Origin of the sequence: Streptomyces sp. TG1A-60, from assembly GCF_037201975.1 — a bacterium.
Classification (GTDB): domain Bacteria; phylum Actinomycetota; class Actinomycetes; order Streptomycetales; family Streptomycetaceae; genus Streptomyces.
Window position 1 is genome coordinate 6,061,357 of record NZ_CP147520.1, and the last position, 22,084, is coordinate 6,083,440.

21 protein-coding genes and 1 pseudogene are annotated in these 22,084 nt (G+C 71.6%); 6 read left to right on the forward strand and 16 right to left on the reverse strand.

The window, feature by feature from the left end; genetic code table 11:
• Positions 1-118: 118 nt before the first annotated feature.
• The 4 genes from WBG99_RS26320 to WBG99_RS26335 form a co-directional block, all read right to left on the reverse strand.
• On the reverse strand, positions 119-1,630 hold the full coding sequence (locus WBG99_RS26320; RefSeq protein ID WP_338898665.1) for a DUF1996 domain-containing protein: 1,512 nt from the start codon (positions 1,628-1,630) through the stop codon (positions 119-121).
• 191 nt (positions 1,631-1,821) lie between these two features.
• Positions 1,822-2,844 (reverse strand): NAD-dependent epimerase/dehydratase family protein, encoded by a 1,023-nt coding sequence (locus WBG99_RS26325; protein ID WP_338898666.1) that lies wholly within the window; start codon positions 2,842-2,844, stop codon positions 1,822-1,824.
• A gap of 332 nt (positions 2,845-3,176) precedes the next feature.
• Complete coding sequence (gene glnII, locus WBG99_RS26330; protein WP_338898667.1) at positions 3,177-4,208, reverse strand: glutamine synthetase; 1,032 nt, start codon at positions 4,206-4,208, stop codon at positions 3,177-3,179.
• A gap of 303 nt (positions 4,209-4,511) precedes the next feature.
• A complete protein-coding gene (locus tag WBG99_RS26335) occupies positions 4,512-4,871 on the reverse strand; it encodes an arsenate reductase family protein (RefSeq protein ID WP_338898668.1) in 360 nt (119 codons plus the stop codon).
• Positions 4,872-5,047: 176 nt separating this feature from the next.
• Between WBG99_RS26335 and WBG99_RS26340 the strand changes: the two genes are divergently transcribed.
• Entirely contained in the window at positions 5,048-5,362 is a 315-nt protein-coding gene (locus WBG99_RS26340; protein ID WP_338898669.1) for a hypothetical protein, read from the forward strand.
• 273 nt (positions 5,363-5,635) lie between these two features.
• A complete protein-coding gene (locus tag WBG99_RS26345) occupies positions 5,636-6,283 on the forward strand; it encodes a DUF4360 domain-containing protein (protein WP_338898670.1) in 648 nt (215 codons plus the stop codon).
• 406 nt (positions 6,284-6,689) lie between these two features.
• Here WBG99_RS26345 and WBG99_RS26350 read toward each other — a convergent pair.
• From WBG99_RS26350 to glnA, 5 genes and pseudogenes are all read right to left on the reverse strand, one after another.
• Positions 6,690-6,902: pseudogene (locus WBG99_RS26350) on the reverse strand (winged helix DNA-binding domain-containing protein); the annotation flags it as partial.
• Positions 6,903-6,939: 37 nt separating this feature from the next.
• Complete coding sequence (locus tag WBG99_RS26355; protein WP_338898671.1) at positions 6,940-7,542, reverse strand: hypothetical protein; 603 nt, start codon at positions 7,540-7,542, stop codon at positions 6,940-6,942.
• A 6-nt stretch (positions 7,543-7,548) separates the two neighbouring features.
• Positions 7,549-8,472, reverse strand: a complete 924-nt coding sequence (gene htpX, locus WBG99_RS26360) for a zinc metalloprotease HtpX (protein ID WP_338898672.1) — start codon at positions 8,470-8,472, stop codon at positions 7,549-7,551.
• A 93-nt stretch (positions 8,473-8,565) separates the two neighbouring features.
• Positions 8,566-8,820: a hypothetical protein gene (locus tag WBG99_RS26365; protein ID WP_338898673.1), complete on the reverse strand. Its 255-nt coding sequence runs from the start codon at positions 8,818-8,820 to the stop codon at positions 8,566-8,568.
• 140 nt (positions 8,821-8,960) lie between these two features.
• Positions 8,961-10,370, reverse strand: a complete 1,410-nt coding sequence (glnA, locus tag WBG99_RS26370; protein WP_338898674.1) for a type I glutamate--ammonia ligase — start codon at positions 10,368-10,370, stop codon at positions 8,961-8,963.
• 198 nt (positions 10,371-10,568) lie between these two features.
• Between glnA and WBG99_RS26375 the strand changes: the two genes are divergently transcribed.
• Positions 10,569-11,036, forward strand: a complete 468-nt coding sequence (locus tag WBG99_RS26375) for an RDD family protein (RefSeq protein ID WP_338898675.1) — start codon at positions 10,569-10,571, stop codon at positions 11,034-11,036.
• 115 nt (positions 11,037-11,151) lie between these two features.
• Here the strand turns inward: WBG99_RS26375 and WBG99_RS26380 are convergent, their stop codons facing one another.
• The 4 genes from WBG99_RS26380 to lipB form a co-directional block, all read right to left on the reverse strand.
• On the reverse strand, positions 11,152-11,853 hold the full coding sequence (locus WBG99_RS26380; protein WP_338898676.1) for a DUF4191 domain-containing protein: 702 nt from the start codon (positions 11,851-11,853) through the stop codon (positions 11,152-11,154).
• A gap of 214 nt (positions 11,854-12,067) precedes the next feature.
• Positions 12,068-12,271 carry a hypothetical protein gene (locus WBG99_RS26385; RefSeq protein ID WP_338898677.1) on the reverse strand — a complete coding sequence of 68 codons (204 nt, stop codon included), beginning with the start codon at positions 12,269-12,271 and terminating at the stop codon, positions 12,068-12,070.
• Between the two features lie 232 nt (positions 12,272-12,503).
• The gene (gene lipA, locus WBG99_RS26390; protein ID WP_338898678.1) at positions 12,504-13,532 is read right to left on the reverse strand and encodes a lipoyl synthase; all 1,029 of its coding nucleotides are present in this window, start codon (positions 13,530-13,532) and stop codon (positions 12,504-12,506) included.
• A 209-nt stretch (positions 13,533-13,741) separates the two neighbouring features.
• A complete protein-coding gene (gene lipB / locus WBG99_RS26395; protein WP_338898679.1) occupies positions 13,742-14,533 on the reverse strand; it encodes a lipoyl(octanoyl) transferase LipB in 792 nt (263 codons plus the stop codon).
• A 392-nt stretch (positions 14,534-14,925) separates the two neighbouring features.
• Here lipB and WBG99_RS26400 point away from each other — a divergent pair, with 392 nt between their 5' ends.
• Positions 14,926-16,365 (forward strand): regulator, encoded by a 1,440-nt coding sequence (locus WBG99_RS26400; protein WP_338898680.1) that lies wholly within the window; start codon positions 14,926-14,928, stop codon positions 16,363-16,365.
• A 57-nt stretch (positions 16,366-16,422) separates the two neighbouring features.
• Here WBG99_RS26400 and WBG99_RS26405 read toward each other — a convergent pair whose 3' ends face one another.
• Together WBG99_RS26405 and WBG99_RS26410 are read right to left on the reverse strand one after the other, a co-directional pair.
• A complete protein-coding gene (locus tag WBG99_RS26405) occupies positions 16,423-17,826 on the reverse strand; it encodes an NAD(P)/FAD-dependent oxidoreductase (RefSeq protein WP_338898681.1) in 1,404 nt (467 codons plus the stop codon).
• Between the two features lie 208 nt (positions 17,827-18,034).
• Positions 18,035-18,961: a TIGR01777 family oxidoreductase gene (locus WBG99_RS26410; RefSeq protein WP_338898682.1), complete on the reverse strand. Its 927-nt coding sequence runs from the start codon at positions 18,959-18,961 to the stop codon at positions 18,035-18,037.
• A 170-nt stretch (positions 18,962-19,131) separates the two neighbouring features.
• On the opposite strand from WBG99_RS26410, the gene WBG99_RS26415 reads away from it, so the two are divergent.
• Positions 19,132-19,665, forward strand: a complete 534-nt coding sequence (locus WBG99_RS26415; protein WP_338898683.1) for a GNAT family N-acetyltransferase — start codon at positions 19,132-19,134, stop codon at positions 19,663-19,665.
• Positions 19,666-19,774: 109 nt separating this feature from the next.
• On the opposite strand, the gene WBG99_RS26420 is transcribed toward WBG99_RS26415, so the two are convergent.
• Positions 19,775-20,959 carry a MarP family serine protease gene (locus WBG99_RS26420; protein ID WP_338898684.1) on the reverse strand — a complete coding sequence of 395 codons (1,185 nt, stop codon included), beginning with the start codon at positions 20,957-20,959 and terminating at the stop codon, positions 19,775-19,777.
• 371 nt (positions 20,960-21,330) lie between these two features.
• Between WBG99_RS26420 and WBG99_RS26425 the strand changes: the two genes are divergently transcribed.
• Complete coding sequence (locus tag WBG99_RS26425; protein WP_338900497.1) at positions 21,331-22,065, forward strand: peptidoglycan recognition protein; 735 nt, start codon at positions 21,331-21,333, stop codon at positions 22,063-22,065.
• Positions 22,066-22,084 lie beyond the last annotated feature (19 nt).

Below are 22,084 nucleotides of genomic sequence, written 5' to 3' on the forward strand. Positions count from 1 at the left end.
CCGGCCGACCGCGACGGTCGGCCGGGTCCGACTCCTCCGGGCCGGGCACGAGAGAGCCGGCGGTGGGAAATCCCACCGCCGGCTCTCTCGTGGTCACCGGCTACCGGTTCCTACGGGGTCAGTCGCAGTTCTGGCCGCTGTTGATGCACTGGACCACCTGGTTCATCAGGCCCTCGTCCATGACGTTGATGAAGTCGTTGTGGTCGGTGATGGGCTTGTGCAGCTCCTCCGGGAAGCCGTCCACCGCGAACGGGGCCTTCAGCTGCCCGTTCTCGATGACCGGGGCCGGCAGGTTGTAGACCAGCCGGATCTGCAGCTGCGGGATGGCGACGAAGCCGTTGTCGCAGGTGCCGTCCGCGTTGACGAAGTCCACGTGGGCGCGGTGGTTGGCGCTGTCGATGTTCTGGCCGTCCCAGCAGCTCTGGAAGTTGGCCGTACGCACCACCTGGCTGCCGTCGGGGCAGATCGGGTACTTGTCCGTCAGCTGACGGTCCTCGAAGCCGGTGCAGCTCCAGGACGCGTTGGCGTTCGCGTCGCCGCCGGTGAACGCGTTGGCGGCACCGGTGATGATGCGCAGGAACCTCGGCATCGCGACGACGTCGCTCTGCTTGTTGCCGACGAACCTGATCTCGGCCTGCTGGGCCCTCTGGATGCTGCCGAGGTTGCCCTCGGCGCCACCACCGAGCTCGTTGGCGTCGAACTCGTCGGTGCCGTCCTGGATGCGCATCACCGGCCAGTAGTACGTGGACTTGTCGCCCTGGTTCTGGCAGCTGGTGTCCGCGTTGGCGAGATCCTGGTCGCTGGCGAAGCCGGTGTTGCCCTGGTTGCCGACGTAGTCGTGCGTGTGGCGCGCGCCGTTGTCGACGCCCGGGGCGACGATCAGGTTGTCGGTGTTGAAGTTGTTGTTCTCATTGACACCGCAGGACGTGGTGAAGGAACCCGTCGAACCGGAGTTTCCGTTCGCCTTGAACCCGTTCCCGTTCGACGGGGGGGTGTTGGGCTGGACGGAGGTGATGTCGACGAAGTCGGCGGCCACCGGGCCGGCGGCACCGTTGCCGTTGTCCCCGACCTGCTCCTGGCCGTTGTCCTGACCCTGGCCGTTGTCCTGGTCGCCGCCGTTCTGGCCGTTGCCCTGGCCGCCGCCGTCGTTGACCTGGTCGGCCCCCATGCCCTTGCACTCGGCGAGCTTCTCCAGCCCGTTCGGGGCGTTGCCGCCCACGCGCCGGATGTTGATGCCGATGCGGTCGATGACCGCGACGCGCTTGGACTTCAGCGGGCCGAGGATCGCGTTCTGCACGAAGCCCGCGTCACCCGCCTGGGCCTGCCGCGTCGACGCGAGCCGGGTGTACGCCTCGGTGATCTGCTTGTCGAGGTTGGCCAGCTCCTTGTCGACGCCGGCGCGAGCCTTGCCGGGCACGTTCCTCAACTGCTGTCCGACGTCCGGGCAGGCGATCGTGGCGATCTGCCCGCCCGCGGCCCTGACCCGGTTCTGCTGGTTGTTCGACGACTCACCCGCCGAGGCGTAGAAGTTCGCCCAGACCAGCCCGCCACCCGCGACCGCGAGCGCCGCGGATGCGGCAATGGCCCGAACGGCCAGCGGCGAACGTCGTTTTCTTGTATTGCGTCCCATGGAACTCCTCTGACTTCCTTGCGGGGCTATCGAGGCGCCCGACAGGAGTGAAGCGGCGCCATCTCATACGCGGGGAGTCCCAGGAGTGTTCAGCCGACTCAGAAATTGATGAGAGATTCGTGCGGCAAGCCGGTTTCAACGCCTCGTGCGGAACTGGGAGTTGTCGGTCCCTCACGGCGTGTGGGCACCGGTCACCGCCCCAGCACCCTCGCCTCCACCGCCGGATCAAGCCCCACCACCGGCCGATCCTCCCGCCGAGGCGCGACCCCGCCCAACCGCTTCAGCCACTCCCACGTGTCCCGCACGGTCTCTTCGACCGCCCGGCACCGCAGCCCGTCCCGGACGGCCCGGGACACATCCGCCCCGTGCAGCGCGGTATACAGGTCGCTCCCCTCCGGCACCCACACCGGCAACTGCGACCACGGCTCGACGCCCGCCCCGAGTACGGCCTCCGGCGCGGTCCACCGCAGCTCCGCCGTGCCACCGGTCACGCGGACACACGCGTCGAGCAGCGCCCCCGTCGTCGTGAGCCCCCGAGGTCCGACGAGGTTGTAGGCACCGCTCAACTCCCCTTCCACGGCGCCGAGAAGCCAGGACGCGAGATCGCGGACGTCCACGTACCGGAGGGGAAGGTCACGGGGGCCGGGAGCCAGGACCGGCCCGCCCCGGGCGACACGGGCGAGCCACCACGGCAGCCGACCGATGTTCTCGTACGGCCCGAGGATCAGCCCGGCCCGTACGAGGAGCGAGCGGTCGGCGCCGAACGCCTCGACCGCGGCCAGCTCGCCGCCCCGCTTGTCGCGGGCGTAGTCCGTCTGCCCCGCGTCCGCCGACGCGCCCCGAACCAGCGGCGCCCGCTCGTCGTACCCGGCGGGCGGCGGCGGCCACGCGTACACGGAGCAACTCGACACGTACACGTACCGTCCGGCCGTGCCGGCCAGCAGCCGCGCGGCGTCCCGGACGGCACGCGGCGCCGCCGACCAGGTGTCGACGACGGCATCCCACCCGCCGCGGGAAGCGGGGCCGGCGGCCACGGCGTCGGAGAGCGCCGCGAGCCCGTCCGGCGCGGTGCGGTCGCCCAGCAGCGACCGCACCCCGGCCGGAGGCGCGTGCCGGCCCCGGTGGAAGACGGTCACCTCCCAGCCGCGGGCCAGCGCCGCCTCCACGACGGCGCGACCCACGAACTCCGTACCACCCAGCATCAGAAGTCTCATGCCGCCGACTCTGCCCGCCGGGCGGCCGGCGGGGAACGGGAATCTGCTCTCAGGAGAGCGGCGCGGTCCCACCGGGCCCCGGTGGGACCGCGACCGTCCGCCCGAGGAGGGCCGTCGTCAACGACCCGGCGGCGGCGCGTAGGCGTATCCGCCCCGCCGCACCGTCCGGTTCGCCTGGCGGAACTCGGCGCCGGGCCTGCGGCGCAGCCGGGCGATGTGGCCGTGGATCTCCACGCGCCCACCATGGCACGCCCCACCGACAGCGCCGGAGGGCGCCCACCGGAATCGGTGGACGCCCTCTCGGAGTTCGGGCTCGAAAGGCCCGGGGCGACTCAGACCTGGCCGGCCTTGTCCAGCGCGGTGCAGCAGGTGTCGACGATCAGCCGCGTCACGACGTACGGGTCGACGTTGGCGTTCGGGCGGCGGTCCTCGATGTAGCCCTTGCCGTCCTTCTCGACCTGCCACGGGATACGGACCGAGGCGCCGCGGTTGGAGACACCGTAGGAGTACTCGTTCCACGGGGCGGTCTCGTGCAGACCGGTCAGGCGGTCGTCGATGCCGGCGCCGTAGTTCTTGACGTGGTCGAGCGGCTTGGAACCCTCGCCCAGCGACTCGCACGCGGTGATGATCGCGTCGTAGCCCTCGCGCATCGCCTTCGTGGAGAAGTTGGTGTGCGCGCCCGCGCCGTTCCAGTCACCCTTGGCCGGCTTGGGGTCGAGGGTGGCGGCGACGTCGAAGTCCTCGGCGGTGCGGTAGAGCAGCCAGCGGGCCACCCACAGCTGGTCGGCGACCTCCAGCGGCGCGAGCGGGCCGACCTGGAACTCCCACTGGCCGGGCATGACCTCGGCGTTGATGCCGGAGATGCCGAGGCCGGCGGCCAGGCAGTTCTGCAGGTGGGCCTCGACGATGTCACGGCCGAAGATCTCGTCGGCGCCGACACCGCAGTAGTAGCCGCCCTGGGGGGCCGGGAAGCCGCCCTTGGGGAAGCCGAGCGGGGTGCCGTCCTGGAAGAAGGTGTACTCCTGCTCGATGCCGAAGATCGGCTCCTGCGCGGCGAACTTCTCGGCGACCTCACGCAGCGCGGCACGGCTGTTGGACTCGTGCGGCGTCATGTCGATGTTGAGGACCTCGCAGAGCACGAGGACGTCGTCGCCGCCGCGGATCGGGTCCGGGCAGCTGAAGACCGGCTGGAGCACGCGGTCCGAGGAGTGCCCCTCGGCCTGGTTGGTGGAGGACCCGTCGAAGCCCCAGATCGGCAGCGCGACCAGACCGGCGGGCTCGCCCGCGATGATCTTCGTCTTGGAACGGAGCTTGGCCGTCGGCTCGGTGCCGTCGATCCAGATGTACTCAGCCTTGAAGGTCACGGGCCACATCCTTCGGGGTGGGTCACTAGGCGCATGTGCGGGTGCTGCGGCGCTGCGGCACTGAAACGCCGCGTTGATGCCGGGCAGCCTGTCAACGCGCGATTTCCCGGTCATTGCTCGAATGTGAACCCCGTGTTACCTGGTGACGCTGTGGCGCGACTCACGCGCCCGGCCCTGTGCTCCGCGCGGGGAGCGGTGGGGAGCACGGAACCGGGTGACCGGCTGAGGTCGCTCCGCGTTTCACCGGCGACCCTCAAGTAACCTGCTTCGAGCCGAAGTTGAGAGGCCCCTCTCCGCAGCCCTCTACCGGGACAGTGCGTCCCGTACGGCCTCGTCCGTGCGGGCCACCACCGCCGTGCCGTCGTCCGCGGTGATGATCGGCCGCTGCATGAGCTTCGGGTGCTCGGCGAGCGCCTTGATCCACCGGTCGCGCGCGCCGGCGTCCCGGTCCCACTCCTTGAGGCCGAGCTCCTTGGCGGCGGCCTCCTGGGTGCGGGCGATGTCCCAGGGTTCGAGCCCGAGCCGGTCCAGTACGTCGCGGATCTCGTCCTGGCTCGGGACGTCCTCCAGATAGCGGCGGACGGTGTAGTCGGCGCCCTCGGCGTCGAGCAGATTGATCGCGCTGCGGCACTTGGAACAGGCCGGGTTGATCCAGATCTCCATGCCGCCCACCGTAGCCAACCGGTCGCGGGAACCCGTGTTCCACTCCTGTCGCAGAGCCCCGAAATGCCTTCTGGTCAGGGGCGATTGTCAGTAGCGGGTAGTAAAATTGAAGAAGTGTTCGAGGGTTGCCGGCGGGGGGATTCCGGCGGCACCCAGACCGCGACAGGAGGATGTCCGTGCCCGCTGCCGCACTGAAGTCGAAGGCGCTGCCCACCCAGTCCACCGCCCAGCATCCCGTCCTGCTCGACCTGCCCTACGCGCCCGTGGTGAAGCACACGCTGCCGCCGGGCCGCCCGCGCGAGTGGTACATCACCCACAACCGGCGTCTGAAGGCCATGCGCCTCGCGATCGCCCTGCTCGACTCCGGTGTCCACATGCCGAACCAGGCGCGTAACGAGACGATCCGGAGCGCGGCGGAGGTCATCGGCGTGCACCCGCCGTCGGACACCACGTGTCACATGGTGCGCGCGCTGATGCGCTACAGCCGCTGACACCGCCCGGCCGGCCCTCCGGTGCCGTCCACTCCCCAAGGGGTGGGCGGCACCGCTGCGTTGGGGGACGCCGGTGTTCGGGAGCGGCTCGGCGGGGTGAGAGGGAGAAGGGTGATCTCCGGCCGCCAGGGTTGGCCGGAGATCGCTCTAGCCGTGTCGGCTCCGGGTCCATACGATGCGGTCGCCCCTCGGTCTTCACAGCCCTTTCACAGGGTGAGGGGCCCTCGCGCATGTCTATTGACATGTGCATGTCTCTGATGGGAGAACCCCCCAATGGTTCGTGGTCTCCTCCTGGGCGGCGCCGTAGCCGCCCTCTTCGCAGGCGCGCTTCCCGCGCACGCCGAGTCGTCGTTCGACAACCCGCCCCCGGACAAGATCGTCATCAAGGTCGCCACGGTGAACGGCTCCGGCTGCCCGCGGGGCACGGCCGCGGTCGCCGTCTCACCGGACAACACCGCGTTCACGGTGACCTACAGCGACTACCTCGCCCAGGTCGGCGGCGGCGCCCCGGCCACCGCGTTCCGGAAGAACTGCCAGCTCAACCTGATGGTTCATGTGCCGGGCGGCTTCACCTACGCCATCGCGAGCGTCGACTACCGTGGCTTCGCCTCGCTCCAGCGCGGTGCGAGCGGCACGCAGAAGGCCTCGTACTACTTCCAGGGCTCCCCGGACACGGCCTCCAGGACGCACGCGTTCAACGGCCCCTTCGAGGACAACTGGCAGACCACGGACGAGACCGACTGGGCCCAGCTGGTCTGGGCGCCCTGCGGTGTCGAGCGCAACTTCAACATCAACACCGAGCTGCGGGTCAACAAGGGAAGCTCCCCGGCGAACAGCACGAGCTTCATGACCATGGACTCGACGGACGGGGACATCAGCACGATCTACCACCTGGCGTGGAAGGAGTGTCCCTCCAGGTGAGGCGGGGTGCCGGGGGCCCTCTTGCCTGTTGGGCACCCGGCACCGTCCCCGGGCCTCACCGAGGGCTGCGCCCCCAGGCCCCCGTCACCTCGCCGGGTTCGTCGGCTGCGGATCGGTGGGGGCTTGTCGCGCGGATCCCCGCGCCCCTGGAAACCGGGGCACCTCCTGGTGCTCAGAACTCCGTCGGGTCCTTCAGGGGCGCGGGGACCCGCGCGAGCGACCACGCCCCACCCGCACCCGCACCCGACCGAACCCCCGAGCTCTCCCGCGACGTTCACGCCGACTCCCGCTCCAACGGCGTCCGAAAGCGCGGTGCGGCCCTCGTCGCCCCCACTCACCCCCGTGGCCGTTCCGCCTCCGCGGCGACCGACGCCTCCCCCTCCCGCCCCGCCCCTCCGGGGCAGCAGCTCTTGCCGCCCGCGTACACGAACCGCTGCCGCGACCTGGGTTCGTCCTCGGCGAGTTCGGACGTGGTCGCCCGGCCACGACGGGCCGGCGCGGCCGGCGCCGACTCCTCGACCTCTTTCAGCCAGACCGCGTCCGGGGCCCCGGCGACCGTCCTGTGCTTCAGCAGCGCGGCCCGCTCCTTCGCGGCGACCGCGATGCCGGTCGAGGCGTGTGGGGAGGGCGACCCGCTCCGGGTTCCCCGGGGCGGGTCACAGTCCCGGGGCACCCCAGATCGGGAACCACCGGTCCAGCTCGGGCTCGATCCGCAGATCGTCCGCGAGCGCGGCCCGCACCCGCAGTTCCAGCGCGCTGTCCCGCCGCCGCCCCCCACCCGGCAGCGGCGCGAACGGGTAGAACGTGCCGCGCTTGTAGAGATAGACGAGCCCGAGCCGCCCGCCGGCGCCGCCCTCTCCCTCGTCCTCTCCTCGGAAGCCGACCACCGAGCACAGCAGCTGCGGCCCGAACCCGTCGCTCTCCAGGGCGCTGTTGACCGCGTGCAGATCGCTCACCAGCGCGGGCAGGTCCCGCGGACCCCGCCGGGAGACCAGCCACGAGTAGCCGTACTCGTCCCGCTCGATCCCGACCGGAGGCCCGGTCCGCGCCGCGTCCGCGTCGAGCAGCGCCCGCACCTCCCGGCGTACGTCGTCGAAGGCCGCGCCCTCGACGGTCGCGAAGCACACCGCGCCGGTGCCGGTCGGCGTGAGAGAGACGGCCGCCTCCAGCGTGACGGCGGCCGAGGGCAGGGCGAAGAGCCGGTCGAGGTCGGGGGCGACCGGCTTCGTACGGCCGAGGATGATGTCCAGGAGCCCCATGCCCGCTCAGCCCGCCTTACCCGAGCCCGGCGCCTGGGTCTCGCCCAGTTCCACCGAGAGGCGGCCCAGTTGCGCGATCCGCTGGTCCAGCGGCGGGTGGGTGGCGAAGAAACGGCCCAGATGCGGCCGGCGGCCGAGCGCGGGGGTGAAGTAGAACGCGTTGAAGGCCTGCGAGCTGCGCAGGTCGCGGGTCGGGATGCGCGCGATGTCCCCGGTGACCTTGGTCAGCGCGGAGGCCAGCGCCGAGGGCCGGCCGGTGAGCAGGGCGCCCGCCCGGTCGGCGGCCAGCTCGCGATAGCGGGACAGGACCCGGATCAGCAAAAAGCTCAGCACGTACACGGCGGCGGAGACCCCTATCACCACGCTGAACACGACGGCGGTGTTCTGGTCCCGCCGCCCGCCGAACGCTTGCGAGTAGAACGCGAACCGTACGACCAGCCCGGCGATCACCCCGAGGAACGAAGCGATCGTCATGACGGCGACATCCCGGTGCGCCACATGGGACAGCTCGTGCGCGAGCACCCCCTCCAGCTCGTCCGGCTCCAGCCGTCCGAGCAGTCCGGTCGTCACGCACACCACCGCGTGGTCGGCGTTCCGCCCGGTCGCGAACGCGTTCGGCATCTCCATGTCCGCCACCGCGACCCGCGGCTTCGGCAGGTCCGAGACCGCGCACAGCCGGTCCACGACCCCGTGCAGCAGCGGATACTCCTCCCGCTGCACCACCCGCCCGCGCATCGCGTACAGCGCGACCCGGTCGGAGAACCAGTACTGCGCCCCCAGCAGTCCCGCCGCGATCGCCACCACCAGCACCCAGGACTCCAGCAGTGCGACCAGCACGGCCACGAACACCACGTACAGCAACCCCAGCAGAAACAGCGTGACCGCCATGCGCGCGGTCAGCCGAGGATCGCTCCGGAAACGGTTCGACATCCGTACCACCTCAGTCTCAGGCAGCCACTGGTCCCGCTTCCATTGTGCGCCCCGGGCGCTGTAAGGGGGTTTCTGCTGTCGCGTGCCGAGGCACTAGTACGACGATCGATAGTTGATGTAGCCGATCAGCGCGATGAGCCCCGCCACGCATCCGAACACGATCACTGCCGACACCCATGACGACCGGCGCCGTCGCGCGGGACCGGGGTCGGCGCGGAAGGGCTGCGGCGCGGGCGGGTTCTCCTTCCAGCGCGCGGCCAGCATCCGGGCCCGCGCGGAGGGCTCCTTGTGCTCGGCGTTGTCAGCCCACTTGATGTCGAACTCCCGCTCGTCGTCCTGTTCGGGCATGCCCATCTCTCCCCGTGGTCTCTCTCGAACAGCCGTACAAGAACGATACGACGGCGCCCCCGTCCCCGGGAATCGGGAACGGGGGCGCCGCCGAACGGCTCAGGGGCCGATCAACACCTCACGCGTGGAACGGGGCTCGATCACACGTCGAAGTACAGCTCGAACTCGTGCGGGTGCGGGCGCAGCTGGAGCGGGGCGATCTCGTTGTTGCGCTTGTAGTCGATCCACGTCTCGATCAGGTCCGGCGTGAAGACGTCGCCCTGGAGGAGGAACTCGTGGTCCCGCTCCAGGGAGTCGAGGACGGCCGGGAGGGAGGTCGGGACCTGGGGGACGCCCGCGTGCTCCTCGGGGGCGAGCTCGTAGAGGTCCTTGTCGATCGGCTCGGCCGGCTCGATCTTGTTCTTGATGCCGTCGAGGCCCGCGAGCAGCAGCGCCGAGAAGGCGAGGTAGGGGTTGCCGGAGGAGTCGGGCGCGCGGAACTCGACGCGCTTGGCCTTCGGGTTCGAACCCGTGATCGGGATACGCATGGCGGCGGAGCGGTTGCGCTGCGAGTACACCAGGTTGACCGGGGCCTCGAAGCCCGGGACCAGACGGTGGTAGGAGTTCACCGTCGGGTTGGTGAAGGCCAGCAGCGACGGGGCGTGCTTGAGGATGCCGCCGATGTAGTAGCGGGCGGTGTCCGACAGGCCCGCGTAACCGGCCTCGTCGTAGAAGAGCGGCGAGCCGCCCGACCACAGCGACTGGTGGACGTGCATGCCCGAGCCGTTGTCACCGAAGATCGGCTTCGGCATGAAGGTCGCGGTCTTGCCGTTGCGCCAGGCCACGTTCTTCACGATGTACTTGAAGAGCTGGAGGTCGTCGGCCGCGGCGAGCAGCGTGTTGAACTTGTAGTTGATCTCGGCCTGGCCGGCGGTGCCCACCTCGTGGTGCTGGCGCTCGACCTGGAGGCCGGACTTGGCCAGCTCCAGGGAGATCTCGGCACGCAGGTCGGCGAAGTGGTCGACCGGCGGGGTCGGGAAGTAACCGCCCTTGTAGCGGACCTTGTAGCCGCGGTTGTCCTCCAGCGCACCGGTGTTCCAGGCGCCCGCCTCGGAGTCGATGTGGTAGAAGGACTCGTTCTCCGAGGTCTTGAAGCGCACGCTGTCGAAGACGTAGAACTCGGCCTCGGGACCGAAGTACGCGGTGTCGGCGATGCCGGTGGACGCGAGGTAGGCCTCGGCCTTCTTCGCCACGTTCCGCGGGTCACGGGAGTACTGCTCACCCGTGATCGGGTCGTGGATGAAGAAGTTGACGTTGACCGTCTTGTCGCGGCGGAACGGGTCGACGCGCGCGGTGGACAGGTCGGCGCGGAGCGCCATGTCGGACTCGTGGATGGCCTGGAAGCCGCGGATCGAGGAGCCGTCGAACGCGAGCTCCTCGGCCGGGTCGAAGGCCTCGGCCGGGATCGTGAAGTGCTGCATCACGCCCGGCAGGTCGCAGAAACGGACGTCGATGAACTTGACGTCCTCGTCCGCGATGAACTTCTTGGCCTCGTCGGCGTTCTGGAACATCCAGCTCCTCCTACTCCCGACGTCTCCTGCCGGGGTGGTAGTTCGTTCGTGCGGCCAGTGCGGTGGCACACGCTGTTCCCGACACTAGGGACGGGTGGTTTCTCGTGCGTGACCCATTTGTTTCGCACAAGTTAACCGGACATCCCGCACCTCACCCCACCTGTCCGTATGGCAGAACGGTCGCAGTACGGTGGTCGGGTGGACAAGAGGCAAGCAATCGGATCGTGGCTCTCCGGCCCCCGCGCGGCCGCCGAGGACGCCGGGGTCGACTTCGGATACAGGGGAGAGCAGCTCGGTCTGCCGGAGGAGGGCCCGGGTTCCATCGCCCGCCCCGGACGGCGTCTCGGCGCCCTCGCCGTCGACTGGGGCCTCTGCCTCTTGATCGCATACGGCCTGATCACCGATGGCTACGGCCAGGCCACCGGAAACTGGGCCCTGCTCGTCTTCTTCCTGCTCCACGCCCTCACTCTGGGCACGGTCGGCTTCACCCCGGGCAAGCGCCTCTTCGGCCTCCGCGTGATCGCCCAGGACACCGGCACCGTGAACCCCTGGCGCGCCCTCGTCCGCACGGTCCTGCTCTGCCTCGCCCTCCCGCCCCTGATCTGGGACCGCGACGGACGGGGCCTGCACGACCGGCTGGCGCGCACGGTCGAGGTGAGGATCTGAGGTCCTTTTCGTCCGGGGGCCGGTCCGTCCGGGGCCGGAGGACACGACGATGGGGGCGTCCGGAGTGATCCGGGCGCCCCCATCGTCGTACGAGATCGTCGTACGGGCAGGGAGATCAGCGCGCCTTCGGGCCGCCCTTCGGCATGCGCATGCCCTTGGGCATCGGGCCCTTCGGGAGCGGCATGTTGCTCATGAGGTCGCCCATCGCGCGGAGCCGGTCGTTGGTCGCGGTCACCTGGGGGCCGGACAGGACGCGCGGCAGCTTGAGCATGGTCGTGCGGAGCTTCTTCAGCTCCACCTGGCCCTCGCCGGTGCCCACGACCAGGTCGTGCACCGGGACGTCGGCCACGATGCGGGCCATCTTCCGCTTCTCCGCGGCCAGCAGGCTCTTCACCCGGTTCGGGTTGCCCTCGGCGACCAGGACGATGCCGGCCTTGCCGACGGCCCGGTGCACCACGTCCTGGTTGCGGTTCATCGCCACCGCGGGAGTGGTGACCCAGCCGCGTCCCACGTTGTCCAGAACCGCCGCGGCGGCGCCCGGCTGGCCCTCCATCTGCCCGAACGCGGCCCGCTCGGCCCGCCGTCCGAAGACGATCGCCGTCGCGAGGAAGGCCAGAAGGAAGCCGAGAATGCCCAGATAAATGGGGTAACCGATCAAGAAGCCGATCGCGAGGAAGACACCGAAGGTGACGATTCCGACAGCCGCGAGTACAAGACCGATCTTCTTGTCGGCCCTGCGGGTCATCTTGTAAGTCAGAGCGATCTGCTTGAGTCGCCCGGGGTTCGCAGCGTCCGCTGCGGTTTCCTTCCTCGCCATGGCACGAAGTCTACGTGCCCGGGGAGGCGAGGACGACGGCGGTGCCGGTGGGGACCGGAGACCGGCGGCTGCGCTGGGGAAGCGGCGCCGGGCGGCGGCGGTGCCGACGTGGGGCGGCGGCCGTGCGCGCGGTGGTCGTGCGGCAGCGACCGTGGTGCGGATCGCGGTCGGGCCTTCCGGTGGTCGGCTCGTACGCGGGTGGTCGCGGCGGTGGTTACGACGTGCGCGCGGCGACGGCCTCTTCGAGGACGCGCTCGGTCTCGACACGGTCCTTGGCTCGGCGGCGGTCCTCCAGGACGGAGGTCCAGGCGTTGCGGCGGGCGGTGCGCTGACCGCTGCTCATGAGCAGCGACTCGACGGCACGGAGTGCACCGGTGAACGACGGAATCGCTGTGGCGCGAACGGGTGCGGCCTGCATGATGAGGTCCCCCCTCGGGTGATGGCCTGCTCTGGCTAGGACCCTGTACCGGGTGTGAAACCAGGGTCACTGATTGGTGTTACCAGGGCGTGACCGACTGGTCAAACGCCAGTGAAGCCTCGGCGCGCGGCCTTCAAACCTCGACGCGGCCCTGACGGCGCCCCCATCTGCGAGGACGGTCAGGACCGCGGTCAATCGGCCATTACCGACAAGTAGCCACTTGTGCTCAGATTCACACGAGCTGCTGGCACTCCGTGCCATTCGGTGGACGGTCAGACGGCCTGCGAGGCGATGTACGAGCCCCCCGCTCCGGAGCGGCTGAATGACGCTGCTCCATGGCCATCTGGTACAGCCGGCCGGCGCGGTACGAGGAGCGCACCAGCGGGCCGGACATCACGCCGGAGAAGCCGATCTCGTCGGCCTCCTGCTTCAGCTCGACGAACTCCTGCGGCTTGACCCAGCGCTCGACCGGGTGGTGGCGGACGCTCGGACGCAGGTACTGCGTGATGGTGACCAGCTCGCAGCCGGCGTCGTGCAGCTGCCGCAGCGCCTCGCCGACCTCCTCGCGGGTCTCGCCCATACCGAGGATGAGGTTCGACTTCGTGACCAGACCGTAGTCGCGGGCCTCGGTGATGACCTTCAGGGAGCGCTCGTAGCGGAATCCGGGGCGGATGCGCTTGAAGATCCGGGGGACCGTCTCGACGTTGTGCGCGAAGACCTCGGGGCGGGAGGCGAAGACCTCCTGAAGCAGTTCCGGCACGGCGTTGAAGTCGGGCGCCAGCAGCTCGACCTTGGTCTGGCCGGCCTCGCGCTCCGCCGTCTGCTCGTGGATCTGGCGGACCGTCTCGGCGTACAGCCAGGCGCCGCCGTCGGGGAGGTCGTCGCGGGCCACTCCGGTGATGGTGGCGTAGTTCAGGTCCATGGTGACCACGGACTCGCCGACGCGGCGGGGCTCGTCACGGTCCAGCGCCTCGGGCCTGCCGGTGTCGATCTGGCAGAAGTCGCAGCGCCGGGTGCACTGGTCGCCGCCGATGAGGAACGTCGCCTCCCGGTCCTCCCAGCACTCGTAGATGTTCGGACAGCCCGCCTCCTGGCAGACCGTGTGCAGCCCCTCGCTCTTGACGAGGCTCTGCATCTTCGTGTACTCGGGGCCCATTTTCGCCCGGGTCTTGATCCACTCGGGCTTGCGCTCGATGGGGGTCTGGCTGTTCCGGACCTCCAGGCGCAGCATCTTGCGTCCGTCGGGTGCGACTGCGGACACATCGGCTCCCTGTAGCTTCGATTCTTCGGCGTACACCAGGGTACGCCCGTGCGGTTCTCGGCCTCTGGGGTGGGCAACCTTGCGGAAGTGGGGCACATTCCCGTTCGCGCCCTTTCAGGGGCACGGGGAACCGTGCGACCGGGGTCCGGGGCGGGGCCCCAGGGACGGGACGGGCGGGGGCGGCGGGGGGCGAGGAACGGCAGGTCGGACTACGCCGACGCCCGTTCCACCTCACGGGGCTTCGGCTCCGCGTTCTCCAGGACGTCCCGCAGGTGCTTCTCGGCCACCGGAAGGACGTCGGCGATGCCGATGTCACGCCCCAGTTCGTTCGTCAGGGACGCGACGCCCGCGTCGCGGATTCCGCAGGGGATGATCCGGTCGAACCACCGGTTGTCCGGGTTCACGTTCAGCGCGAAACCGTGCATCGTGACGCCCTTGGCCACGCGGATCCCGATCGCCGCGATCTTGCGGTCCTCGCGCCGCTGTCCGGCGTTGGAGGGCGCGTACTCCGGCCCGTTCATCCGGGGGTCGAACTCGTCGTCGGTCATCCGCGGGTCGAGGTCGAGGGACAGCCCGCCGAGCCGCCGCTCGACGGGGTCGCCGAGCACCCACACACCGCTGCGGCCCTCGATCCGGGTGGTCTCGACCCCGAACTCCGCGCACGTACGGATCAGGGCCTCTTCGAGACGCCGTACGTGGGCCACCACGTCCACCGGGCGGGGGAGCTTCTGGATCGGGTAGCCCACCAGCTGGCCGGGACCGTGCCAGGTGATCTTGCCGCCGCGGTCGACGTCGACGACGGGGGTGCCGTCGAGGGGGCGCTCGTCGTCGGCCGTGCGCCGGCCGGCCGTGTAGACGGGCGGGTGCTCCAGGAGCAGCACGGTGTCGGGGACATCGTCGGCGAATCGTGCCGCGTGCACCCGCCGCTGCTCGTCCCAGGCCTCCTGGTACTCGACGGCCTCCGTGCCGAACCCCATGCGGACGAACCGCAACCCACTCACGGCAAGCGCCTCCCTCGGCGGTAGCGCCGGGCGGCGGCACCGCGATAGCCCTGTCAGGCGCGTGAGGCGCCCAAGCCACTGTACGACCGTACGGCCGGGCGGTGTTCGAGCGGTGTCCGGCGGCGGAGTCCGAGGCGAAGTCCGGAGAAGTCCGGCGTTCGCCGTACGCCGGGGCCGCCGGGCGTACGAGGGGCCCGGCCGGCGCACGTCGGAGGCCGACTCCGTCAGCCGTGCGATGAATCCTCACACGATCGGATGAATGGATGCGGAAGTATGCGATCGGACGCTTACTCTCCGCTACATTCGCGCCGTTCACAAGGCCGCAAAAGGCTTCTCACCAGGCAATCCGGGAAACCCCGCCGACACCCGGAAGGCAGGAGACCGCACCGCAGATGACGGAACGACCCGCGCAGCGCACCCCCAACCGCCAGCTCGCCGCCCTCATCGCAGAAGCGGGGTTCTCCAACGCGGGACTAGCGCGCCGAGTGGACCAGCTCGGTCTCGAACACGGCCTCGACCTCAGATACGACAAGACGTCGGTCACCCGCTGGCTGCGCGGTCAGCAGCCCCGGGGCACGACGCCCGCGCTCATCGCCGAGGTGTTCACCCGCCGACTCGGCCGCCGCCTCACCGCCCAGGACCTCGGGCTGGACGCCTGCGCCCCCGTGTACGCGGGCCTGGAGTTCGCCGCGACCCCCGAGGAGGCCATCGACATCGTCGGCGGCCTGTGGCGCAAGGACTCCGGCAGCCACGCCGAGCTCCGCAAGATCGCGTTCACCCCGGCCGGGCTGGTCGTGCCCAGCCGCGACTGGCTGATCGGCCGGGCCGACGACCGGGTGGGCCGGGGCGATCCGGTCGCCACCAGGATCCCCCCGCAGGGCCGCCCCGCCGTCCCGAGGCAGCGCGGCCAGACCGAGCGCGGCCCCGGCCAGAAGGTCACCGGCGGGGACATCGCCGCCCTCCGCTCGGTCGGCGAGCTCTTCCGCTCCCTCGACGACGCGTACGGCGGCGGCCACGCCCGCCAGGCCCTCGTGCGCTACCTGGAGCACGAGGCCGAGCCCATGCTGCGCGGCACCTACGGCGAGCAGATCGGCCGACGGCTCTTCGCCGCAGCCGCCGACCTGACCCGGCTGGCCGGGTGGACCTCGTACGACATCGGCGCGCACGGGCTCGCCCAGCGGTACTTCGTGCAGGCGCTGCGCCTGGCGCAGGCGGCGGGGGACCGGTCCTACGGGGCGTACGTCCTGGTCACGATGAGCCGGCAGGCGGTCTATCTGGGGCACGGACGGGAGGCCGTGCAACTCGCGCGCGTCGCCCAGCAGGGCGTCGGGTCCGCCGTGCCGCCGGTGGTGCAGTCGCTGCTGCACGCCGTCGAGGCGCGCGGACACGCGGTGCTCGGCGAGGTGCGGGCCGCCACGGCCGCGCTGGTACGGGCCGAGCGCGCCCTGGAGACGGCCCGCCCCGGGGACGAGGTGCCCTACTGGGCGCGGTTCTTCGACGAGGCCCAGCTCGCCGACGAGTTCGGCCACAGCCACCGCGACCTCCAGCAGTACCGGGCCGCCGCCCAGCACGCCGAGCGCTCCCTGCAACTGCGGGCGCCCGCCTACGCCCGCAGCCGCCTGTTCTGCCGCGTCGTCCTCGCCTCGGCCCGCCTCGGTCTCGGCGAACTCGACCAGGCCTGCCAGCTGGGCGCGGAGGCCGCCGGCCAGGCCGCCGAGATGCGGTCCGTCCGAGCCGTGGAGTACGTCCGCGACTTCGAACGCCGCCTGGAGCCGTACCGCGACGCGGCCCCGGTCAGGGGCTACCGCGACAAGGTGGCGGCGCTCGGGTAGGCGTACGACCCGAGGGGACGCCCGGTGATCGCCGGGCACCCCCCGCCGCTCACGAGGTCACGCGGCCGTGGCCGTTCCCAGTGGCTCCTCCAACGGCGTCGGGCGGGCGTCCAGGTCGGTGAGGACGGCGTGGGCGGCCCGGCGGGCGGAGTGGAGGGCGCCCTGGACGGTGCTGGTGTCGCGGTGGTCGCCGCAGACGTAGAGGCCGGCCAGGAGGCGGACGGAGCGCCGCAGGTCGTGGGGCGCGGGCATCGCGGGGACGGCCTCGGGGAGATGGTGCGCGGCGAGGAGTTCCCAGCGGGTCGTGGACGTGCGGTAGAGACGGGCCAGTTGGGCGCGGACCGTGGCGTCGAGGTGAGCGGCGTCCGGGGGCGTGCCGAGCACCGTGGAGGTGATCAGGGCGCGGCCCGCCGGTGCCCGGCTCGGATCGACCTGGCTGACGACCGCCGTGTGCGAGACGGGCCCGCTGCGGTCGGCGTCGAGGAGCAGCGCCGGCTCGCTCAGCGGCGGCTCGTCCGTGGCGTGGTGCAGCACCGTCACCGGGTGGAACCCCGGCACGCGCAGCCCCGGCAGCAGCTCGGCGGCCGAGCGGGCGTCCGTGGCCACCACCACGGCACGGCAGGTGAGTACACCGTGGTCCGCCGTCGTCACCGAGGTCGTGCTGACCGCTGTCGCCCGTACCCCCGTACGGACCGAGCCCGGCGGCAGTGCCGCCGCGAGGAGTTCGGGGAGCGCGTCGGCGCCGCCCTCCGGGAGGCACAGCCGGCCCGTCGCGAACGTGTGCAGGGCCAGGTCGGCGCAGCGGCTGGAGGTCTGCAGCCCCGGGTCGGCGAGGAGCGCGGACAGCAGGGGACGGACGAAGCCGTCGATCGTCCGGGGCGGGAAACCCCGTGTCTCCCAGGCCTGGGCGATCGGCACCTCCGCACGGGTGAGGAGCCGCTCGGGCGCGGTCGCGGCGAGCCGGGCCAGCGCCATGGCCAGCCGGGACTGGTCGGCGGGGGCGCCGAGCCGGCCTGGACGGGTGCCCGTGGAACGCGCCTGGGGGCGGCCCTGGTTCCGGGGGATCCTGGGGGCGCTTGCGAGGGCGCGCGCGGCGGTGAGTGCGCCCCTCGCGCTTCGGAGGGCAGGGGTGGCGCCGGCCCGGTGGTGACGGCCGTCGGCGTGCAGCAGGACGCCGGGGGCGAACGGGCGCAGGGGCAGGGCGGCCAGGCCCAGGGTGCGGCGCAGTTCCGGGTACGACGTGGAGAGCAGCTGGCTCGTCCGGTCGAGGCGGAAGCCGTCGATCTTCTCCGTGGACATCCGGCCGCCGACGGCGGGTGCGGCCTCCAGAACGGTGGCCGTCAGCCCCGCCCTGGTCAGATGTCCGGCCGCGGCGAGGCCGGCCACGCCGGCTCCTACGACGATGACGTCCACGTCCTCCGTGTCCGCCGGGTACGCCGACTGGTGCACCGACTCAAGCACGTGCCCCTCCCGAGGTCGCGCGGCTGCTGGGAACGTGATGCCCCCAACACCCTTCTGGAATACCTGAGTTCGCGACGAGGGTGACGGCGGGGACCGGTCCCGGGGAAGGAGCGTGTGACCTCGCACGGGGGCACGGACGGGCCGGCTGTGCGCCCGCGGCCGGAGCGTGGGCCGGGCGAGCCCCCGCGGAGGGAGGAGGAAGCCCCGGTCAGCCTCGGTCGGCCGCCGCCCGGATCGCGTCGTCGACCTCCGGATACCGGAAGGTGAAGCCCGACTCCAGCAGCCGCGTCGGGACGGCCCGGGTGGAGCCGAGGACATCGTCGGCGACGCCGCCGAGGACGAGCCGGAGCGCGGGGGCGGGAACGGCGAACAGGGTGGGGCGGCGCAGGACGCGGCCCATGGCCGCCGTGATCTCACGGTTGGTCAGCGGCTCGGGCGCCGTCAGGTTGAACGGACCGGACAGCGCCGGGGTGAAGAGGAGGTGGCGCAGGGCCGCGACCTCGTCGTGGAGGGAGATGAAGCTCCAGTACTGGCGGCCGTTCCCCATCCGTCCGCCCAGCCCGGCCTTGAAGAGCGGGAACAGCGGGCCCCAGGCGCCTCCGCCCCGGGCCACCACCAGCCCCGTGCGGGCGAACACCGTACGGATCCCCGCCTTCCGCGCCGCCTCGGTCGCCCCCTCCCACTCCACGCACACCGACGACAGGAACTCCGTCCCCGGCTCCGCCGACTCGTCCACCACCCGGTCACCCGTATAGCCGTAGAACCCGATGGCGCTGCCGTTGACGAACACGCTCGGGGGCGTGTCGAGCGAGGCGGCGGCTTCCGCGAGGGTGGTGGTGCCGAGCACCCGGCTGCGCCGGATCGTCGCCCTGTACGCCCGCGTCCAGCGGCGGGACGCGACCCCCGCGCCGGCGACGTTCACCACGGCCGCGCACCCCGCCAGCCCGGCCGTGTCGACCCGCCGCGCCTCCGGATCCCAGCGCGCCTCGCCCCGCACCCGGGGCGCCCGCCGCACGAGCCGGAGCACCTCGTATCCGTCGTCGGAGAGGGAGCGGGCCAGCGCCGAACCGATGAGACCGGACGCCCCGGCGATCGCGATACGAGAACCGGGCGCGATGGGCGATTCAACCGTCATGCCCCCATCCTGCCGGGCGAACGACGAAGAGGCGGCCCAAGGGCGACCGGGCCGCCCACGACCAGCCACCACCATCACCGCCGACGACCGCCCACGACCAGCCACCATCACCACCGCCGACCGTCCACGACCGGGCGCGCCCTCCGTACTGCCGCCGTACAGTGGCCGTCATGCCGGTTCCGTACATACGCGCCGCGACTGCCGACGACGAGGACGCGCTCGGCCGACTCGACCGCCTCACCTGGTCCACGCTGCACTCCGTCCAGGAACGCCCCACCCAGCCGTACGAGCCCTTCTTCAACGAGCGTTACGGCCCCCAGGACCACCTCGTCGCCGAACGGGGCCCGCGACACCCGGCGTTCGACCCGTCGCGACGCCCGGCACGAGGCGGCGGGGTCGTCGGCTACGTCCGCCTCGGCCGGCCCTCCCCGCTCGCCTGCCACACCCACGTCCGCCAGATCCAGGGCCTCGTCGTCGCCGACGAGGCCCGCGGGGCCGGCGTCGCGCGAGCCCTGCTGGGGGCCGCGCGCGACGAGGCCCGGCGCCGCGGTGCCCGCCGCCTCACCCTGCGCGTCCTCGGCCACAACACCCCGGCCAGGAAGCTGTACGAGTCCGAGGGCTTCGTGGTGGAGGGGGTCCTGCCGGAGGAGTTTTTGCTGGACGGGGTCTACGTGGACGACGTGTTGATGGGCCGTCGGCTCTGATCTCCCGGGGGCCCACGGCCGCCGGACCGGCCCCCGTGTCAACCACCGGGGCGACCCGGATATCGTCGTCGGCCGCCGCGGCGGCGAGGCACCGCCCCGCCCGTGCACCTCAGGAGGTCACGAGATCACCGGTGTCCACCGCCGCCGTCGAACTCGCCGCGCGCTCCGCGTCGGAGGCGACCTCGTCCACGGTCAGGACGTAGCCCGTCTCCGCGTCCGAGGTCGAGCGGGCGAAGACGACGCCGTAGACCTGGCCGTCGGTGGTGAGGAGAGGACCGCCGGAGTTGCCGGGGCGGACGGTGGAACGGATCGAGTAGATGTCACGGGTGACCGAGTCGGTGTTGTAGATGTTCCGGCCGGTCGCGTCGATACGGCTGGCGACCGTGGCCGCCTGGAGGTCGAGGCCGCCGTCCTCCGGGTAACCCGCGACGACCGCCGCGTCACCGCGCTTGGCGCTGTCGTCGAAGCGCAGGAGCGGGGCGTCGAGCCCCGGGACGTAGAGGACCGCCACGTCCTTGTCGGGGTCGAAGAGCACGACCCGCGCCTCGTACGCCCTGCCCACACCGCCCACCCGCACGCTCGGGTCGTCGATGCCCGCCACCACATGGGCGTTCGTCATCACATGCTCCGTGGCGTACACGAACCCGCTGCCCTCGCGCCCCTGGGTGCCCGCCACGCCCTCGATCTTGACCGTGCTGCGCTTGGCGGCGCCGGTCGCGGCCGCGGTGACGCTGTCCCCGGACGGTTGGGCGACCTCGGCCGTCGCCTCGTTCTCGAACGGGTTGAAGACCTGCGGGAAGCCCGCCTCGGCGAGCGCGGAGGTGGCGTTGGAGAACCAGGCCGGGGTGGTGTCCGGCATGGTGTTCTGCACGGCGCCGAGCAGCGCGGAGTTACGGATCGAGTTGGTCACCAGCGTGGACGAGGAGGCCCCGAGGACGCTCGCGACCACCCAGGCCACGATGAGCACGGCGACCGAGTTGGCCGCCGCCCCGCCTATGCCGTCGGCCACCCGCATCGGGCTGCGGTCTATCTCCCGGCGCAGCCGCAGCGCCAGCCGGCCCGCCAGCTCGTGCCCGATCACCCCCGGGACCAGCACCGTCAGCACCGCCGTGATCGTCGCCGCCGCAGTGCCCGGCTCCACCAGTTCCATCACCCACGGCAGCACCCACACGCCCGTCGCCGCGCCGCCCACGAAACCGGCCAGGGACACACATCCCGCGACCAGGCCGCGACGGTACCCGGACGCCGCATAGGCCAGGATCACCAGCATCAGCAGGATGTCGAGCACGTCCACTCCAGCCGCCTCTCTCTCGGGACCCTGTAGTACGCGCGCGGCGGGCGCAGTGATCAGTTGCGCCCGCACGCCACTTCGGCGGCCGACGCGAACCGGCCACCCGTACTCCATCCGCCCTGGGACCGTGAAAACGTCCCGGACCGGGACGTTGGTTCCATCCCCGTCCACCGGGTGGCACACCCCACATCGCGGTATCCGCGCGGCTGGGTGACGCTGGGGACATGCGTGCGTTCGGGATGTCACGGGGGGCGCGAATATGTCGGCTGCTCCGCGTGTGGCGCCGCCGCACACGGACACCGCGCGCCCCCGACCCGGTCCGGGAGCGCGTACGCCGGGCCCGGGAGCGCGCGAATCCGCCGCGCCCCGTCCTCCTGGCGCTGGCCTGTCTGCCCGGTCTCGCGGCCGTGCTCGCGCTGGTGCTGTGCGCGATCGGTGTGGACCGTACGGGGCAGCGCCCGGACCGGCCGGCGGCGGCCAGGACCGCGCTCCCGTACCAGGCGCCCCGACCGCCCATCGTGCCGAGGGCCCGCTGGCTGGAGCAGGACGCGCCCAGCCAGCCGCCCGCCCGCTACGACGACCGGGTCGCCGCGGTGTTCGTCCACCACACCGACTCCCCGAACGGCTACGACTGCGCCGACGCGCCCCGCGTCATCCGCTCCCTGTACGAGGGCCAGACCGGCGCCAAGGACTGGGACGACATCGGCTACAACTTCCTCGTCGACCGCTGCGGCACCATCTACGAGGGCCGCGCGGGCGGCGTCGACCGCCCCGTCACCGGCGCCCACACCCAGGGCTTCAACCACCGCACCACGGGCATCGCCGCCCTCGGCACCTTCACCGCCGGTGTCCCCGTCCCGAAGGTCATGAGCGACGCGATCGCCGCCCTCGCCGCCTGGAAACTCGGCCTCTCCGGCACCGACCCCCGCGGCAGCGTCCGGCTCACCTCCAGCAACAGCCTCAGCCGCTACGCCGCCGGCACCACCGCCCTGCTGCCCACCCTCGCGGGCCACAGCGACGGCTACATGACCAGCTGCCCGGGAGCGGCCCTCGCGGAACGCCTGCCCGCCGTCAGGGAACTGGCGGCACGGCTCCAGGGCCGCCGGTGACGCCGGCGGCGGATCTCAT

Coding starts and splice junctions, on each gene's coding strand:
- WBG99_RS26320 (WP_338898665.1), bottom strand. CDS start 1,630: ATGGGACGCAATACAAGAAAACGACGTTCGCCGCTGGCCGTTCGGGCC.
- WBG99_RS26325 (WP_338898666.1), bottom strand. CDS start 2,844: ATGAGACTTCTGATGCTGGGTGGTACGGAGTTCGTGGGTCGCGCCGTC.
- WBG99_RS26335 (WP_338898668.1), bottom strand. CDS start 4,871: ATGGAGATCTGGATCAACCCGGCCTGTTCCAAGTGCCGCAGCGCGATC.
- WBG99_RS26345 (WP_338898670.1), top strand. CDS start 5,636: ATGGTTCGTGGTCTCCTCCTGGGCGGCGCCGTAGCCGCCCTCTTCGCA.
- WBG99_RS26355 (WP_338898671.1), bottom strand. CDS start 7,542: ATGGGGCTCCTGGACATCATCCTCGGCCGTACGAAGCCGGTCGCCCCC.
- htpX (WP_338898672.1), bottom strand. CDS start 8,472: ATGTCGAACCGTTTCCGGAGCGATCCTCGGCTGACCGCGCGCATGGCG.
- WBG99_RS26365 (WP_338898673.1), bottom strand. CDS start 8,820: ATGCCCGAACAGGACGACGAGCGGGAGTTCGACATCAAGTGGGCTGAC.
- glnA (WP_338898674.1), bottom strand. CDS start 10,370: ATGTTCCAGAACGCCGACGAGGCCAAGAAGTTCATCGCGGACGAGGAC.
- WBG99_RS26380 (WP_338898676.1), bottom strand. CDS start 11,853: ATGGCGAGGAAGGAAACCGCAGCGGACGCTGCGAACCCCGGGCGACTC.
- WBG99_RS26385 (WP_338898677.1), bottom strand. CDS start 12,271: ATGCAGGCCGCACCCGTTCGCGCCACAGCGATTCCGTCGTTCACCGGT.
- WBG99_RS26400 (WP_338898680.1), top strand. CDS start 14,926: ATGACGGAACGACCCGCGCAGCGCACCCCCAACCGCCAGCTCGCCGCC.
- WBG99_RS26410 (WP_338898682.1), bottom strand. CDS start 18,961: ATGACGGTTGAATCGCCCATCGCGCCCGGTTCTCGTATCGCGATCGCC.
- WBG99_RS26415 (WP_338898683.1), top strand. CDS start 19,132: ATGCCGGTTCCGTACATACGCGCCGCGACTGCCGACGACGAGGACGCG.